Genomic DNA, 15,699 nt, shown 5'->3' with positions numbered 1-15,699 from the left:
CATGAGTGAGATCAAACTGATCGAAGTTCCCAAGTGGGGCCTGTCCATGGAGGAAGGCACCGTGGCGGAGTGGCTGGTCGAGGAGGGAGCGTCCTTCTCGAAGGGCGACCTGATCTGCGAGATCGAGACCAGCAAGATCGCCAACCAGTTGGAGGCGCCGTTCGACGGGGTGCTCCGACGGGTCGTCGCCAAGGCGGGGGAGACGTTGCCGGTCGGTGCGGTGCTGGCGGTGTCGGCCGAGGCCGCGGTCTCGGACGCCGAAATCGAGGAATTCCTCGCCGGCATCGGGGCAGATCAGGTGCCGGCACCGGCCGAGTCGGGGCGGTCACCGGGCGGGCAGCCCACCGTCGCGCCGTCGGATCTCGAGAGCAGCCCACCGGCGCCGGCGGCCCACGAATCGGTACCGGTGACCGGGGCGGCCACCGGGTCCCGTCAGCGTCCCGGTGCGACGATCGTTCCCGATGCCCTGCGCGGACGGACGAACGGTGACGTGTTTGCGACCCCGCACGCCCACCGCCTGGCAGACGAGTTGTCGATCGACCTGGCCCGTGTGACAGGGACCGGCCGGGGCGGCCGGATCTCCGTTGCCGACATCCACGACACGATCCGGGCGGGCGGTGGAACCGTCGCACCACAGCCGTCGCCGACGCCGTCAGGTATTCCGGGACGTTCCTTCGAGGACGACACCGCCGTCCCGGCCACCCCCGTGGCCCGACGTCTGGCCGCATCCCTCGGGATCAATCTGCACGACTGCCGCGCCACCGGTTCACGCGGCCGGGTGTGTGAGGCCGACGTTCGCGAGGCCGAGCGCCGGTTCCGGCTGCAACCGGAAGTCGTCCCAGCGCCCGAACCCGTCGCGGAGGCGGAGTTCGAGACGATTCCGTTCACGGCGATGCGCAAGGCGATCGGGCAGCGGTTGCAGGAGTCGAAGCGCAGCGCCCCGCACTTCCGGCTCACCGCGGACCTGCAGATCGACGACCTTCTCGCCTTGCGGACGAAGATCAATGCGACCGTGCCCGCCGTCAAACTGTCGGTCAACGACTTCGTCGTCAAGGCGTGTGCCGCGGCGCTGCGGAAGGTGCCCGATGTCAACGTTCAGTTCGACGAGGCGACACAGTCGGTGCTGCGCTATGCAAGTGCCGACATCTCGGTGGCTGTCGCACTGCCGTCGGGTCTGATCACCCCGATCGTGCGCGGCGCCGATGGCAAGACTCTCGCCGAGATCTCCGGGGAGGTGCAGTCGCTGGTGACCAAGGCCAAGACCGGGAAACTGACGGCCGACGAGTTTCAGGGCGGCACTTTCACGGTGTCCAATCTCGGCATGTTCGGTGTGCGGGAATTCGACGCGATCATCAACCCACCGCAGGGCGCCATCCTCGCAGTCGGTGCCGGACAGGAGCGTCCCGTCGTCGTCGACGGTCAGGTCGTTGCGCGCACGATGCTCACCGTCACGCTCTCGTGCGACCACCGGGTGATCGACGGCGCGCTCGGCGCCACCTTCCTGCGAGAACTCCGGCGTTTCGTCGAGTCACCCGCGCTGATGCTCGTCTGAGAGGTACACCATGACAGAGAAGTACGACGTCATCGTCGTCGGGAGCGGGCCGGGTGGCTATGTCGCCGCCATCCGTGCCGCGCAGCACGGTCTGCGCACCGCCGTCGTCGAGCGGGACCGGCTCGGGGGGATCTGCCTGAACTGGGGGTGCATCCCTACCAAGGCGTTGCTGCACGGTGCCGATGTCGCCCACACGCTGGCGAACCTTCGGCCGCTCGGGTTCAGTGCCAGCGGTGTGGAATTCGACATGGCACGCCTCGTCGAGTTCAGCCGGTCGGTGTCGGGGCGACTGTCCGACGGCATCGGCTACCTGATGAAGAAGAACGGCATCGACGTCGTCCGGGGGTCGGCGCGGCTGCTCGACAAGGGAGTCGTCGCCGTGACGGCCGCGGACGAGTCGGTGTCCGAGTACCGGGCCGACCATGTCATCCTGGCCACCGGGGCCCGGCCCCGTTCGGTTCCCGGTGTCGTGCCCGACGGCGACCGGGTCTGGACATACTTCGAGGCTCTGGTCCCGTCGGAGCTTCCGAAGTCCTTGCTGGTCATCGGCTCCGGCGCCATCGGCGTCGAATTCGCGAGTCTGTACAACGATCTCGGCACCGACGTCACCCTCGTCGAGGTGGCTCCGCAGATCATGCCGGTCGAGGATGCCGCCGTCGCGGGCCACGTACGGCGGCAGTTCGAGAAGCGAGGCATCAGGATTCACACCGGCGCCTCGGTGTCCGAACTGACGGTCGGCACGAACGCCGTCACCGTGGCCGTCCGGTCGGCCGACGGAACGATCGACGAGTCGACCGTGGACAGGGTTCTCGTTGCGGCCGGAATCCAGGGCAACGTCGAGGACCTCGGCCTCGAGGAACTCGGCGTCGAGGTCGATCGCGGATTCGTCACCACCGACCAGTGGTGTCGCACCACCGCATTCGGCGTGTACGCGATCGGTGACGTGGCGGGCGCACCCTGCCTCGCCCACAAGGCAAGCCACGAGGCCGTGCTGTGTGTGGACAGGCTCGCCGGTGCGGATCACGTCCGGCCGTTGGACCGCGACTACGTTCCGGGCTGTACCTATGCGAGGCCGCAGGTCGCCAGCCTCGGTCTCACCGAAGAACGAGCGCGTGCGACCGGCCGCCGCCTCCAGATCGGGCAGTTCGACCTGCAGGCGTCCGGGAAGGCGCTCGCGATCGGCGAAGCCGACGGCTTCGTGAAGACGATCTTCGACGCCGACAGCGGTGAACTCCTCGGTGCCCACATGGTCGGTCCGGATGTCACCGAGCAGATCCAGGGATTCGGTATCGCTCGATCCGTGGAGGCGACCGCCGACGATCTCGCCGAGGTCGTCTTCGCGCACCCGACATTGTCGGAGGCGATGCACGAATCGGTTCTGGCCGCACTCGGCCGCCCGATCAACATGTAGCAAGCCCCGCCGAACCGCGGACCCGCGTGGGACCGTGGTTCGGCGGGAACCCCACGCCCAGGAATCGAACGAAACGTGAATCCCACCCCTGGAACATCACCCGAGGCGCCGGCCCGGTCGGGCCGCACATTGCTTCGACTGGAGGTCCGCAACGCGCAGACCCCCATCGAACGCAAGCCGAACTGGATCAAGGCCCGCGTCAAGACGAGTCCTGCGTACGCCGAACTCGAGAGCCTGGTCGAACGCGAAGGACTGCACACGGTGTGTGCGGAAGCCGGCTGCCCCAACATCTTCGAATGCTGGGAAGACCGCGAAGCCACGTTCCTGATCGGCGGTCGGCAGTGCACGCGCCGCTGCGACTTCTGCCAGATCGACACCGGCAGACCCGCCGACCTCGACCGGGACGAGCCCCGCCGCGTCGCCGAGTCCGTGCACGCGATGGGACTTCGGTACTCCACCATCACCGGGGTCGCCCGCGACGACCTGCCCGACGGCGGGGCCTGGCTCTACGCCGAAACCGTCCGGCAGATCCATGCCCTCAACCCCGGCACCGGCGTCGAGAACCTCGTCCCCGACTTCAGTGGAAAGCCCGACCTACTGGCCGAGGTGTTCGACTCCCGGCCCGAGGTGCTCGCCCACAACCTCGAGACCGTGCCGCGGCTCTTCAAGCGGATCCGCCCCGCGTTTCGCTACGAACGCTCGCTCGGCGTGCTCGCCGCCGCCCGCGACTTCGGCCTGATCACCAAATCGAATCTGATCCTCGGCATGGGAGAGACCCCACAGGAAGTGCATCAGGCGATGACCGACCTGCACGATGCCGGCTGCGACATCCTCACCATCACCCAGTATCTGCGTCCCTCGCCGCGGCACCACCCGGTCGAGCGGTGGGTCGCGCCGGAAGAATTCGTCGAGCACTCGAAGGCCGCCGAGGAGATCGGTTTCGCCGGCGTCCTGGCGGGGCCGCTCGTGCGTTCCTCGTATCGCGCCGGCCGCCTCTACGCCGACGCCATGGCCCACCACCGCCGTCCACTCGCGGCTGCTCTCAGCCGTCTCGCCGCAGCGCACCCGCCAGGAGAGTGACCACATGAGTTCCGCCGTCGAAGACGACCGCATCGTCGAGTTCGCCCGCCGCTGGCTGCCCTACGGGGGCGGAAGTCCCGGAGACCTTCTCGTCGAATTCGGTATGACCCCCGCGGGTTATCTGACCCGGCTGGGTGAGATCCTCGACAGCCCCGCCGCCATACGGCTGCACCCCCGACTGCGCGCGGACCTGCGCAACTTCGTCGCTGCGCGCACCGTTGTCCCGCGCGCCGCCGAATCAGCGCCGACCCGGAGGGACGATGTTCCGAGAGAAGCCCGGTCCGCCCCGCTGTGAGTCCCGGGGAGCAGGGCGCGCGTGCCGCTCCTACCCGGATTCGTCGACGCGGAGACGGCGGGAGCTCCGAGCGAGATCTGCACAGGCGGATCTCACCTGACCACACGAACTTCGACACCGTCAGCGAACCGGTACGGCTGGGGCGTCAGCACGGGACCGAGGCTCTTACGCAGGCGGGAGACCTCGGCACGGACGGCAACGATGTGGTCCCGGTCGCCGAACAGGGCCTCGCTCAACGACGCGGCATCGATACCGGCCGACCGGGTACGTGCCAATACCCGCAGAATCTGCGCGTGCCGCGGTGACAGGGCGCGCGTCCATTCCGTCTCCCCCCGCACCGTCGCCCGCGGAGCCGCTCCCAGGTCGAGTTCGAGTTCGACGGCCGCCCGTTCCGCTCGGCGCCGCACCAGCCATGCGTCACCGAGCGGTTCGGGCACGCAGAGTCCGAGACCGGGCACGAGCAGCGGCCGGTCGCCGCCCGGCGGTGCCAGTCGTTCGGGAACGCCGATTCCGCTGGCTGCCACGACCCAGCCGTGACCGTCCACGACGACGGCAGGCCCACACGTCGCTGCGAGCACCGGTGCCGCATCGGCACGGAGCCTGTCGAGGTGGGCGGCATGCTCGCGCCAGAGCATCGACTCGGCCAATCGCACAGCCGTCTGCACGAGGGCCACGGTGGCCGGATGCACCGACATCGCGGACCCGCTGATGTCCAGTACCCCGAGTACCTCGCCGGAGCGTGGATCGTGGACCGGTGACCCCGTACACGACCAGCCGTAGTGGGACCGCGCGTAGTGTTCGGCCGAGAAGAGCTGCACCGGAGCGTCCTCGACCAGCGACGTGCCGACCGAATTGGTGCCCACCGACTTCTCCGACCACCGGGCGCCCTCCACGAATCCGAGGACGTCGGCTTCCCTCTGCACGTCGCGTGCACCCTCTCGCCACAACACCACCCCGTCCGAGTCTGCGACGACCACGATGAAGTTCGCGTCGCTCGCCACCTCGGTCAGGGTGCCGCGTAGCTCGGGCAGAACCGATCTCAGGGCACTTCGTGCACGGCGCGCCTCGAGTTCGGAAGTGTCCGCGAGTACGACGTCCTCACACCGGGCGGGACTGACACCGTCTGCCCGAAGACGCGACCACGACCGGGCGACGACGTCGCGCGGCGGTACCGGCGGCGTCCGACCGGACATCACCGCGTCGTGGACGTCGCTCAGCAATCGGGCGCGGCGCGACAAGTCTTCACCGGAACCGGAAGCGAGCAACCGTTGGCGTGCCGAACTGGCCTTACTCACGCCGTCCAGCCTACCGTCAGGAGTGTGAGCCACACCATGGCCCCTGCCGTCTGCGGCCGTCACGAATGCGGAATTCGTCGACAATCTCGCACACTCGCCGAGAAGTGGGTCGACCGGCACACTGCCTGAGCAAGATCGTTCCGCACGAACGCTTTCGGGCCCCACGCACGCCACCACAGGTCGACACACCCGCGGGAAGCGGACCGCACCGTGTACGGCGTGGCCCCGGCCGGCTCGCCACCGAACCCGTCCATCTCCCGCGGCCCCACCGAGCCGCCGAACGACGTCGACGCCTTATGATCCTCTCGACACGGGGTGCCCTGGAGGAGGGCTGAGATCACACTCGTCGAACCTGCTCTAGTTCGTACTAGCGAAGGGATGTCCGAACGACGATGTCTGCTTGTCCACCGCCGCGAGTGTTGTCCGTTGCCGGTTCGGATTCCGGAGGACAGGCAGCGCTTCTTCTGGACCATGTTCAGGCGACCCACTGCCGCCGGATCGTCCTCGTGCCGGGCGGGGATCCTTCGCAGCCTGCCGAGTTGTCCGATGTGACATCGAAGTTCGACGTGCAGGCACAGCCGGGGTAGTCTTGCGACGGACTCGACACGGGGTGCCGGAAACGGCTGAGAGACAGACCCGTCGAACCTGATCTCGATCATGCGAGCGAAGGGATGCCGAGCCGGCGCGGCCGTGTGGTCCGTCGCTGCGGTGAACCCCTTCCCACCGAAGGGAAAGAACAGACAATGCTCCTGCAGAACCAGACTGTCCTCGTCACCGGCGCCGGGCGCGGTCTCGGTCGCCACCTCGCGCAGGCGTTCGCCGACGAGGGCGCCGCCGTCGTGGTCAACTACCGCAACAGCAGCGACGCCGCCCACGCCCTCGCCGAGAAGATCGGCCCGGACCGTGCGATCGCCCTGCCCGCCGACGTGACCGACGCCGCGCAGGTAGACGTCCTGTTCACGCAGGCCCGGAAACAGTTCGGCCGGCCGGTCACCACCGTGGTCAACAACGCGCTGCCCGACTTCTCCTTCAACGGCGACGCGCGCCGCAGAGCCGACGAGATCGGCTACGGCGACTTCGCCGCTCAACTCGACGGCATCGTCGGCGGCGCTGTCAACACGATCCAGGCGGCCCTGCCCGGCATGCGCGAGGCCGGCGGCGGCACCGTCATCAACATCGGCACCAACCTGTTCCAGAACCCGGTGGTGCCGTATCACGACTACACCGCCGCCAAGGCGGCACTGCTGTCGCTGACCCGCACGTTCGCGGCAGACCTCGGGCCCGAAGGCATCCGCGTGAACATGGTCTCCGGCGGGCTGCTGCGCACCACCGACGCATCGGCAGCGACCCCCGAGGAAGTATTCGACCTGATCGCCGCCTCCACGCCCCTGCGGAAGGTCACCACCCCGGCGGACGTCGCCGCCGCCGTCCTGTTCTTCGCTTCCGACTGGTCGCGAGCAGTGACCGGCCAGAACCTGGTGGTCGACGGTGGACTGGTGATGAACTGATGCCGGAGCCCCGCACCCTCCATCTGAACGCCTTTCTCCACGGTGTCGGCCACCATTCGGCGGCCTGGCGGCATCCATCGTCCGCGGCGGAGCGAATCGGCGACATCGCCTACTACGAGGAACTCGCGCGGACCGCCGAACGCGGCTGCCTCGATGCGGTGTTCTTCGCCGACGGACACTGCGTGAACCCGGGCTACACGGCCGGGACCACGTGGTTTCTCGAACCCCTGACCGCGCTGTCCGCCATGGCGCGCAGGACGAATCGCATCGGGCTGGTCACCACGGTGTCCGCGAGCTTCCATACACCGTTCCATGCGGCGCGGATGCTCGCCTCGCTGGACCACATCAGCGGTGGACGGGCCGGGGTGAACATTGTGACCTCGATGTTCGACGCGGAGGCGCGCAACCACGGGTTCGACGCGCTGCCGGACCATGCCGAGCGTTACGGCCGCGCCGAGGAGTTCATCGAGGTGCTGACTGCGCTGTGGGACTCGTGGGACGAAGCCGGCATCCTCGTCGATCGCGCGGCCGGTCGATACCTCGACGCCGATGCCATCCGTCGGATCGACCACCGCGGTCAGCACTTCCGCGTCGACGGGCCGCTCACCGTGCCGCGTTGTCCGCAGGGGCGTCCGGTGCTGTTCCAAGCGGGCGCGTCGGAGACCGGACGCAACCTCGCAGCGCGGCACGCCGAAGCGGTGTACTCGGTGTCGTGGGATTCGGCCGCGGCGCTCGACTTCGCAACCGATCTGCGTGGCCGCGCTGCCGCCGCCGGACGAGATCCCGCGTCGATTGCGATACTGCCGGGCCTCGTCCCCTACGTCGGTCGCACCGAGGACGAGGCCCGGGCGAAGAAGGCGACCCTGGACGCGTTGCTCGACATCGACGCCGCGCTCGCCCAGCTCGGTGTCTTCACCGGTCAGGACTACACGGGCCACGATCTCGACGCGCCGGTGGACGACCTGCCGCCCCTCGATCAGTTCTCCGGCCCGCAGGGCCGCTACGCGACGGTACAACGGATCATCGAAACGCACCGGCCCACACTGCGTGAACTGCTCGGCTACCTCGCGGCCGGAGGAGGACATGCGACGATGATCGGCACGCCCGAAGCGATCGCGGATCGGATCGAGGAGTGGTTCGTCGCCGGCGCCTGCGACGGATTCAACCTGATGTGTCCGGCGTATCCGGATTCGCTGGACGACTTCGTCGACCTCGTCGTCCCGGAACTGCAACGCCGCGGCCTGTTTCGCACCGCATACCCCGGGGCCACCTTGCGCGACAGTCTGGGACTGTGGTCCTTCGCGTGAAGGCACTCGGGTGACGGCGCCGCTCGGGTAGTGCACAGCGCGGTCAGGGTTCCTGCTCGTCGAGCACGCGCCCGACGAAGCCACCGAGTCGAGTCCCGAGCCGGCGGATCCGAGTCTCGGTGGGCAGTGCTCGATCGGGCTGATTGCCGGGCAGAGGCGCCAGCTCCCGCACATACAGTGAGCATGCGAAGTTGCTGCACATGTAGGTTCCGATGCTGTTTCCGGCCTTGCCGCCGGCGCCGGCCTTACGCGCCGTGAACAGCGACGTCCCGCCGGTGCGGTGGGCTCGAGCTGGCCTGGGCGGAAGCGCACACCCCGGATGGGCGCCGGCGAACCGCCATGTTCTTCGAGATCTATACCGCGGCGACGCGGGATCCCGAGCTGCAGCAGACATTCCTCGTCCCGGTGGTGACCGAATGGCTCGACCCCATGGCCACGGCGATCGAGGCCGCGGGCGCGTCACCGGGCGCGGCCCGGTCCGTCGCCTCGCGCATCCTCGCGGCCCATCGAGGTCTTCTCCTCGAGGGCCTTGCGCTCGGCTGCAACGACGCCACCGATGCGGCGCATCGGGACGCCGTCCGGGCGGTCCGTACCGAGATCTCCCGTGCGACTTCCTCGGACGAGGAAGGGGTCCGTGACCCGGCCGAGTGAGCAGCCCGCCAATCGTTCGTCGCGATCCCGTTCGCACCGCTGTTCCGGGCTTTCCCGGCGTCGCCGGGGTCGCCGACCGGCCTGGGATCGAGCCCCGGCTCGATCGGCGGATCGGCACGAGCTGCCGGACCTTCGTGGGCCACCGTTCTCATCGGCCTCGCAATCGTCCGGCACAACCAGTCTTGCTAACGATAACGATTATCAGTAGCTTCTGTGGCGCTGGGTACTACGGAGGATGCGAGCGGAAGGCCACGTGTGGCACACCTACTGCTGGTCGAGAGCTGGGTCGGGGCAATGGGAACGTTGCTGCCGAGAGCGATTGCCGACCTGGGAGTCGAGTTCACATTCCTGACCCGACGACCGGGGCACTACCCGGACATCCTGCCGGACGGCTCCCCGCATCCGCTGCGTCTCGGTCGCGCGGTGGCGACTGCCGAGACCAACGATCCGGCTGCCGCACTCGAGGCGGCGCGGCGGATCGATGCCGAGGCAAGGATCGACGGCGTCCTCACCAGTTGCGACTACTACCTGCCGACGGCCGCGCGAATTGCCGCCGCGCTCGGACTTCCCGGTCCGACACCCGAGGCGATCGAGACCGCCTGCGACAAGGCGCGCACCCGGGCGGTGTTGGATTGCGTCGGTGTCCCGGGGCCGCGGCACACCACCGCCTCGGTCGACGACCCGATCCGGCTCCGTACCGCGGCCGAGTTGGTGGGATTCCCCTTGGTGGTCAAGCCCACCGACCTGTGTGCGGGAATGTTCGTGCGACGCGCGGACAGTTGGCTGGATGTCGAGTCGGCGGTGCACGCGCTGCGCGGGTTCGAGATCAATGCGCGCGGGCAGCGGCGGAGTCCGGTGGTGTTGCTCGAGGAGTTCCTCGCCGGACCGGAATTCAGTGTGGAGAGCTGGATTTCACGCGGAAAGGTCCACACGGTCGGCGTGACCGACAAGAGCCTGGGTGGGACGTCGGGTTTCGTGGAGACCGGGCACATGTTTCCGGCCGACCTGGCTGAGGGGGACCGCGCGAAGGTGGTGGCCGCCGCGGAGGAGGCGATCGACGCGGTGGGCCTCGATCACGGTGTGGTGCACACCGAACTGCGCCTGACCGCCGCCGGGCCGCGGATCATCGAGATCAATCCACGGCCGGCCGGCAATCAGATCACCGAGCTGATCCGGCATGTGAGCGGAGTCGACCTGCCGCGGGTGGCGGTCGAACTCGCACTGGGACGCGAGCCGATCGTCCCGGCGGTCCCGGACGAGCACCGTGACGGTGGACGGCCCTCGAGCGCAGCCGTGAGCATGCTGGTGCCGACGAGGGCGGGTGTCGTCACCGGAATCGAGGGAGTGGACACCGTCGCAGCCGATCCGTCGGTGGTCTCGGCGGCGTTCAAGGGGCCCGGTCACCGAACCACGCCGGGAATGGACAACAACAGCTACCTGGGCAGCGTCGTCGTCATCTCGCCGGAGCGGTCCGGGGCCCGCCCGCTGGCGGAGCGCCTGTTGTCGTCGATCTCCGCCACATACGGCGAGGAGCCGGCGTCGTGACCGCCACCTCGGCGATCGATACCGCGACGAACGGGCGCCTGGCTGCGCTTCTCGAGTGTTACCGCACCGACCCTGCCCGGCGTCCCGCGCGCGACGTGGTGGTGTCGGTTGCGTTCACCACGTCACAGGGGGTACGGCACGGCGGGCGCAGTGGCGGCTACCGCAACCAGGTGATCTCGCTGCGGGTGGGGGCTGCGACGGGCTCGTGCGCGGTCGAGCCGGGCTCGGTGGATCCGGAGATCGTGCACGCCTGCGCAGGGGTGGCAGTGGCCGATCTGCTGCACCATGCCGAGATCGCCGTGCAGATCGCCGCACTCGACGCCTACCTGACGCACCAGCGCCCGCACTCGGATGAGCCCCGCGCAGTGACGGTGCAGCTGGATTCCGGGGATTCGCTGCAGCGCTCGCTGGCCCGGGCGCATCACGTGACCGGGCTGGTCGACGCACCACCCGGCGGGCGGGTGCTGGTGATCGGAGTGGTCAACTCGCTGCTCGTCAGCTTGCGCGAGCGCGGGCTGCGGTACGTGCCGTGTGATCTGAAGGGCGGCACCACCGAGTGGGGTGAGCCGATCGTTACCGACTTCACCGAGCATCTCGACGAGTGTGATGCGGTGCTGGCCAGCGGAATGATGCTGGGCAACGGCACCGTCGACACCTTGTTCGCGCGGGTGGCGGCGTCCGGCCGGCGGATTCCGATCACGATGTTCGCCCAGAGTGGCGCCGCGGTCGCCCGGGAGTTGCTCGGACACGGCATCGACGCACTCTCGGCCGAGCCGTACCCGTTCTTCTGGCTGACCGGGGACGCCGGCCCGATCTACCTGTACCACGGGTCGAGGGCACGATGACTGTGATCGATCTACCGGCGCGGGTGGGGAACAGCCCACTCGTCCGCATCCTCACGCCGGTGCCGACCCGGCATCCGGGCTACTTCGCGAAGATCGAGGCGCTCGGCCTCGGTGGGCTCAAGGCGCGGTCGGCCCTGTCGATGCTGGTCGGCGCCCGGCGACGCGGGGAACTGCGGGACGGCGCGCGGATCGTCGAATCGACCAGCGGCACTTTGGGAGTCGGGTTGGCATACGTGGCACAGCCACTCGGCCACCCCGTGACCCTGGTGGTGGACTGCGAGCTCGAACCCGCCATGCGCAATTTGCTGTGCGCGCTGGGTGCCACCGTGGAGATCGTGGACCGTCCGCACCCGGAAGGCGGGTGGCAGCAGGCCAGGCTCGACGTCCTGCACCGGATTCTTGCCGCCGACCCGGATGCGTACTGGCCCAACCAGTACGACAATCCCGACAACGCCGTGGGCTACCACGGGCTCGCCGACGAGATCGTCGCGGGCCTGGCCGCACAGGGTATCGAGCGGGCCGAGGTGCTTGTGTGCAGTGTGGGCACCGGCGGCCACAGCAGCGGAGTGGGTCTGCGGTTGCGCCAGGCGTGGCCGGACCTGCGGATCATCGGGGTCGATGCGGTGGGGTCGACGATCTTCGGACAGCCCGCCGCCTGCCGGGTCATGCGGGGACTGGGCAGCAGCGTGCATCCGCGCAATGTGCGATACGAGATGTTCGACGAGGTGCACTGGGTCGGCCCGCGCGAGGCCGTGCACGCCTGCCGCAGCCTGGCGCGGGACGGGTTCCACACCGGCGGCTGGTCGACGGGTGCGGTGGCCACGGTGGCCGGGTGGGCGGCCACCCGCTGGCCGGGCTCGGTGGTCACCGTCTTTCCGGACGGCCCCGACCGCTACCTGCGCACCATCTTCGACGACGACTGGTGTGCTCGGCACAGCCTGCTCGCTCCGCCGCGAACACATCCGCACGAGATCGCCGAGTGCGGTGACCCGGCGGAGTGCTGGACGCGGTGCGAATCCGTGCGGGCCCCGCACCCGGGGGCGAGGGACCGGATGGAGACGGCGCGATGAGCCTGACCTGGTCGGTGAGCACCCTCGCCCTGGCCCGGCCGTTCCGGATCAGCCGGGCGGTGATGTCGTCCCGCCAGGCGATCACGGTCACCGTGACCGATCCCGACACGGGATCGTGCGGCCGCGGCGAGGTCGTCACCTCCGTGTTCGCGGGCCTGGACGTGCACCTCGTCGAGGCCCAACTGCGGGCGGTCGCGGCGTGCTGCGGTGCCCGAGGGATCCCCGAAACGATTCCGGCACACGTGCACCCGGCGGTCGCCGGCGCCGTGTGGTCCGCCGTCGCCGACTACCGGGCACGCGTGAACAGGCAGACGGTCGCTGCGCACCTCGGGCTGCCGCTGCCCGCCGAGATCCCGATCTCCCGCACCCTCGGAATCGGTGCGCCCGAGGACATGGCCGCCGAGGCCGCCGAGTTGTCCGGGTGCGGGTTCGCTCTGCTGAAGGTCAAGACCGACGCCGACCCGACCGAATCGGTACGGCGGCTGGCCGCCATCGCCGCTGCCGCTCCAGGCGTGGACCTGATCGTCGACCCGAACGAAGCGTGGACCGCCGCCACCGCGCTGTCGGTACTCGCCGACAGCGGTGGTCTGCCGATCGTCGCGCTCGAACAACCGCTGCCGGTGCACGACCGCGACGGAATGCGGGAGCTGCGCAGCCGCACCGATCTTCCGCTCGTCGCGGACGAGGCCGTCCACGACCTGACGGACCTGGACGAGCTGACCGGCCTCGCGGACGTGGTGAACATCAAACTCGCCAAGTGCGGCGGCATCTACCGCGCCCACGCACTGGCCGAGGCGGCCGGCGCGCGCGGAATGGAGGTGATGCTCGGCTGCCTGGTGTGCAGCTCGCTGGGTATCGCCCCCGCGGTTCAGCTGGCGTCCCTGGCCCGATGGTGCGACCTGGACGGGCACCTGCTGCTCGCCCGAGACCCGTGGGCCGGCCTCGGGGGCGGAGACGGAAAGCTGCGCCCGAGCGGCCTGCCCGGACTCGGCGTGTACCGACCCGACAACGAGGAAACGCGATGACCGCCACCGACTCCCCGGCAGGGACCTTCGCTCTGCTGCGCAGCTTCCCCCGCTCGGTACAACTGCTGGTGCTCAACCAGTACGGCGTCAACACCGGCTTCTACATGCTGGTGCCGTACCTGTCGATGCATCTGACCGGGAACCTGGGTCTGTCCCTGGCGATCACCGGCCTGGTCCTCGGGGCGCGCACCCTCAGCCAGCAGGGGTTGTTCCTGATCGGGGGCACCGCTGCCGACCGGCTCGGACCCCATCGGGTCATCATCGCCGGCTGCGCACTACGGTCGGTGGGCTTCGCGGTGTTCGCTGTGGGCACCAGCGTGCCGCTGCTGCTGCTCGCCTCTGTTCTGTCGGGATTGGCTGGGGCTCTGTTCAATCCGGCCGTGCGCTCCTACATCGCCGTCGCCGAACCCCGGCGCCGGGCGGAGGCGTTCGCGGTCTTCAATGCCTTCGCACAGGCGGGGGCACTGTCCGGGCCGCTGATCGGCAGCGCGCTGCTGACGGTGGACTTCCGTACCGTCGCCGTCGCCGCGGCGGCCGTCTTCGCCGCCCTCACCCTGGCGCAGCTGCGGTTTCTGCCCGCCCACCCGGTGGACCGCGCCGAGACGACGGTGCTCCGCGGCTGGGGTGCGGTGCTGGCCGACCGCCGGTTCGTGCTGTTCACCGTGACCATGCTCGGGATGTTCGCCCTGCAGACGCAGATGTATCTGGTGTATCCGGTGCTGGCCGGGCGGATCACCGACTGGAGTGGGGCAGTGGCGGTGCTGTTCCTGTCCACCACCGTCTTCGGTCTGCTCGCTCAGGTGCGGCTGACCCGATGGTTCGATCGCCACACCAGCCGGGGCACCGCGATCACGGCGGGGCTGATGCTGATGGGCGCCGCGTTCGTGGTGGCACTGCCGGTCCTGTGGGGCGAACCCTCCCACGGCGCGGGACGGATCGCCCTGACGCTGGCACCGCTGTTGCTCTCCGCCCTGATCCTCGAAGCGGGCATCCTGATCGCGCAGCCGTTCGTGATGGAACTGATCCCGGCATACGGGCCGTCGAACATGTCCGGAACTCTGTTCGGGATGTTCTACCTGGTCTCCGGGGTGGCCGCCGCCGGCGGCAATGCGCTGATCGGATACGGCCTCGACCTGGGCAACGGGTGGCCCGGAGCGCTGGTGTGCGTCGCCCTCGCATGGGGTTCGGCCACCGGGATCTGGCTGTTGCACCGCCGCGGCCTGCTCGCCGACCCGGCCGGAGCGCGGACATGACCGCGGCTGCAGGGGCTCGGAACCTGTTGACGGACAACCCCGCTCTGTACGAGGCACGATTCCCCGACCCGGACCACAGCGCCGCCCGGTTCGTCGACGACATTCTCGCGACCTACCTGACCTCCGACGATCCGGCGCCGCGGACACACCCCGCGACAGTGCTGGACCTGGGCTGTGGCACCGGCCGCGACCTGGGATACCTGGCCCGGCGGGGATACCGCTGCCTGGGCATCGACCAGTCCCCGGCGATGGTGCGGTACGCGCAACAACAGTATCCGGGCGTGAGAGCCGCGGTCGGCGACCTGCGCACCTTCGAGGTCGACGCGAGCGTCGACGCCATCGTCTGCCTCGACAGTGCCCTGCTGTACTGCCACACCGACGTCGAGCTGGAATCGTGCCTGCGCTGCTGCCGCAGGCACCTACGGCCCGGTGGGCTGCTGATCGCGGAAATGCGCAACGGCGCCTTCTTCCTCGGCAACACCGAACTCCTCGACGGGCCCACCCGCTCGTCCTTCTCCTGGCACGGCCACACCTGGCGGGCGGAGACCACCCTGTGGATCGACCACGCGGCGCAGCTGCTACGCCGCCGCCGGCGGTGGCAGATCCCCGAGTCCGCCGAGCCCCTCGTCCAGACCTCGGCGTGGCGGCTGCTGTTTCCGCTGGAGCTGACCGGCCACCTGCAGCGCGCCGGATTCGTGGTGCGGGCACTGTTCGACACACCCGGACCCCGCACCGAGACCGGCTGGCCGGGGCAAGGAACCGATCTCGGCGGTACTGCGCTCTGCGGCGACCGGCTGCACGTGATCGCCGAGGCCGTCTGACTCACCCCCACTCTTCACCCCGACCCGCTCGATCCACTGCC

Annotated in this window: 15 protein-coding genes and 2 riboswitches; of the genes, 13 read left to right on the top strand and 2 right to left on the bottom strand. The window is 69.3% G+C overall.

Going from position 1 to position 15,699, the window contains the following annotated elements; genetic code table 11:
• Position 1: 1 nt before the first annotated feature.
• From RR3_RS20590 to RR3_RS20575, 4 genes are all read left to right on the top strand, one after another.
• A complete protein-coding gene (locus RR3_RS20590) occupies positions 2-1,552 on the top strand; it encodes a dihydrolipoamide acetyltransferase family protein (protein WP_064065684.1) in 1,551 nt (516 codons plus the stop codon).
• Positions 1,553-1,562: 10 nt separating this feature from the next.
• Positions 1,563-2,963, top strand: coding sequence for a dihydrolipoyl dehydrogenase (gene lpdA, locus RR3_RS24720; RefSeq protein WP_040275012.1), 1,401 nt, complete (start codon positions 1,563-1,565; stop codon positions 2,961-2,963).
• A gap of 75 nt (positions 2,964-3,038) precedes the next feature.
• Complete coding sequence (gene lipA, locus RR3_RS24715) at positions 3,039-4,043, top strand: lipoyl synthase (RefSeq protein ID WP_043804964.1); 1,005 nt, start codon at positions 3,039-3,041, stop codon at positions 4,041-4,043.
• A gap of 4 nt (positions 4,044-4,047) precedes the next feature.
• A complete protein-coding gene (locus tag RR3_RS20575) occupies positions 4,048-4,338 on the top strand; it encodes a DUF3263 domain-containing protein (protein ID WP_010593453.1) in 291 nt (96 codons plus the stop codon).
• Between the two features lie 92 nt (positions 4,339-4,430).
• Here the strand turns inward: RR3_RS20575 and RR3_RS20570 are convergent, their stop codons facing one another.
• Positions 4,431-5,558 (bottom strand): GAF domain-containing protein, encoded by a 1,128-nt coding sequence (locus tag RR3_RS20570; protein WP_010593452.1) that lies wholly within the window; start codon positions 5,556-5,558, stop codon positions 4,431-4,433.
• A 376-nt stretch (positions 5,559-5,934) separates the two neighbouring features.
• Positions 5,935-6,029, top strand: a riboswitch (TPP riboswitch).
• Positions 6,030-6,229: 200 nt separating this feature from the next.
• A riboswitch (TPP riboswitch) is annotated at positions 6,230-6,322 on the top strand.
• Positions 6,323-6,376: 54 nt separating this feature from the next.
• Here RR3_RS20570 and RR3_RS20565 point away from each other — a divergent pair.
• Positions 6,377-7,141 carry a 3-oxoacyl-ACP reductase gene (locus RR3_RS20565; RefSeq protein WP_040274193.1) on the top strand — a complete coding sequence of 255 codons (765 nt, stop codon included), beginning with the start codon at positions 6,377-6,379 and terminating at the stop codon, positions 7,139-7,141.
• Positions 7,141-8,448 carry an LLM class flavin-dependent oxidoreductase gene (locus RR3_RS20560; RefSeq protein ID WP_040274195.1) on the top strand — a complete coding sequence of 436 codons (1,308 nt, stop codon included), beginning with the start codon at positions 7,141-7,143 and terminating at the stop codon, positions 8,446-8,448. Before RR3_RS20565 ends, RR3_RS20560 begins: the two co-directional genes overlap by 1 nt.
• 43 nt (positions 8,449-8,491) lie before the next feature.
• On the opposite strand, the gene RR3_RS20555 is transcribed toward RR3_RS20560, so the two are convergent.
• On the bottom strand, positions 8,492-8,842 hold the full coding sequence (locus RR3_RS20555; RefSeq protein ID WP_082752478.1) for an FBP domain-containing protein: 351 nt from the start codon (positions 8,840-8,842) through the stop codon (positions 8,492-8,494).
• Here RR3_RS20555 and RR3_RS20550 point away from each other — a divergent pair.
• The 7 genes from RR3_RS20550 to RR3_RS20520 all read left to right on the top strand — a co-directional run bounded on the left by RR3_RS20550 (position 8,740) and on the right by RR3_RS20520 (position 15,658).
• Positions 8,740-9,099, top strand: a complete 360-nt coding sequence (locus tag RR3_RS20550; protein ID WP_325051604.1) for a TetR family transcriptional regulator — start codon at positions 8,740-8,742, stop codon at positions 9,097-9,099. The genes RR3_RS20555 and RR3_RS20550 overlap by 103 nt on opposite strands.
• Before the next feature lie 255 nt (positions 9,100-9,354).
• On the top strand, positions 9,355-10,644 hold the full coding sequence (locus RR3_RS20545) for an ATP-grasp domain-containing protein (RefSeq protein ID WP_026137563.1): 1,290 nt from the start codon (positions 9,355-9,357) through the stop codon (positions 10,642-10,644).
• A complete protein-coding gene (locus RR3_RS20540) occupies positions 10,641-11,489 on the top strand; it encodes a hypothetical protein (protein ID WP_017679851.1) in 849 nt (282 codons plus the stop codon). Before RR3_RS20545 ends, RR3_RS20540 begins: the two co-directional genes overlap by 4 nt.
• On the top strand, positions 11,486-12,559 hold the full coding sequence (locus RR3_RS20535; RefSeq protein ID WP_010593446.1) for a PLP-dependent cysteine synthase family protein: 1,074 nt from the start codon (positions 11,486-11,488) through the stop codon (positions 12,557-12,559). Before RR3_RS20540 ends, RR3_RS20535 begins: the two co-directional genes overlap by 4 nt.
• Positions 12,556-13,584 carry an enolase C-terminal domain-like protein gene (locus tag RR3_RS20530; protein ID WP_026137564.1) on the top strand — a complete coding sequence of 343 codons (1,029 nt, stop codon included), beginning with the start codon at positions 12,556-12,558 and terminating at the stop codon, positions 13,582-13,584. The genes RR3_RS20535 and RR3_RS20530 overlap by 4 nt, the downstream gene beginning before the upstream one ends.
• Positions 13,581-14,837 carry an MFS transporter gene (locus tag RR3_RS20525; RefSeq protein WP_064065686.1) on the top strand — a complete coding sequence of 419 codons (1,257 nt, stop codon included), beginning with the start codon at positions 13,581-13,583 and terminating at the stop codon, positions 14,835-14,837. Before RR3_RS20530 ends, RR3_RS20525 begins: the two co-directional genes overlap by 4 nt.
• Positions 14,834-15,658: a class I SAM-dependent methyltransferase gene (locus RR3_RS20520; protein ID WP_026137565.1), complete on the top strand. Its 825-nt coding sequence runs from the start codon at positions 14,834-14,836 to the stop codon at positions 15,656-15,658. The genes RR3_RS20525 and RR3_RS20520 overlap by 4 nt, the downstream gene beginning before the upstream one ends.
• Positions 15,659-15,699 lie beyond the last annotated feature (41 nt).

It is taken from the genome of Rhodococcus ruber NBRC 15591, assembly GCF_001894945.1.
Lineage (GTDB): Bacteria > Actinomycetota > Actinomycetes > Mycobacteriales > Mycobacteriaceae > Rhodococcus > Rhodococcus ruber.
The sequence above is the reverse complement of the archived record's forward strand: the minus strand, read 5'-3'. Positions and strand labels throughout refer to the sequence as shown.

Excerpts from the sequence above, each read along its gene's own strand:
- RR3_RS20535 (WP_010593446.1), top strand. The coding sequence starts at position 11,486 with ATGACTGTGATCGATCTACCGGCGCGGGTGGGGAACAGCCCACTCGTC.
- RR3_RS20520 (WP_026137565.1), top strand. The coding sequence starts at position 14,834 with ATGACCGCGGCTGCAGGGGCTCGGAACCTGTTGACGGACAACCCCGCT.
- RR3_RS20555 (WP_082752478.1), bottom strand. The coding sequence starts at position 8,842 with ATGTCTGCTGCAGCTCGGGATCCCGCGTCGCCGCGGTATAGATCTCGA.
- RR3_RS20590 (WP_064065684.1), top strand. The coding sequence starts at position 2 with ATGAGTGAGATCAAACTGATCGAAGTTCCCAAGTGGGGCCTGTCCATG.
- lpdA (WP_040275012.1), top strand. The coding sequence starts at position 1,563 with ATGACAGAGAAGTACGACGTCATCGTCGTCGGGAGCGGGCCGGGTGGC.
- RR3_RS20565 (WP_040274193.1), top strand. The coding sequence starts at position 6,377 with ATGCTCCTGCAGAACCAGACTGTCCTCGTCACCGGCGCCGGGCGCGGT.
- RR3_RS20560 (WP_040274195.1), top strand. The coding sequence starts at position 7,141 with ATGCCGGAGCCCCGCACCCTCCATCTGAACGCCTTTCTCCACGGTGTC.
- RR3_RS20525 (WP_064065686.1), top strand. The coding sequence starts at position 13,581 with ATGACCGCCACCGACTCCCCGGCAGGGACCTTCGCTCTGCTGCGCAGC.
- RR3_RS20575 (WP_010593453.1), top strand. The coding sequence starts at position 4,048 with ATGAGTTCCGCCGTCGAAGACGACCGCATCGTCGAGTTCGCCCGCCGC.
- RR3_RS20530 (WP_026137564.1), top strand. The coding sequence starts at position 12,556 with ATGAGCCTGACCTGGTCGGTGAGCACCCTCGCCCTGGCCCGGCCGTTC.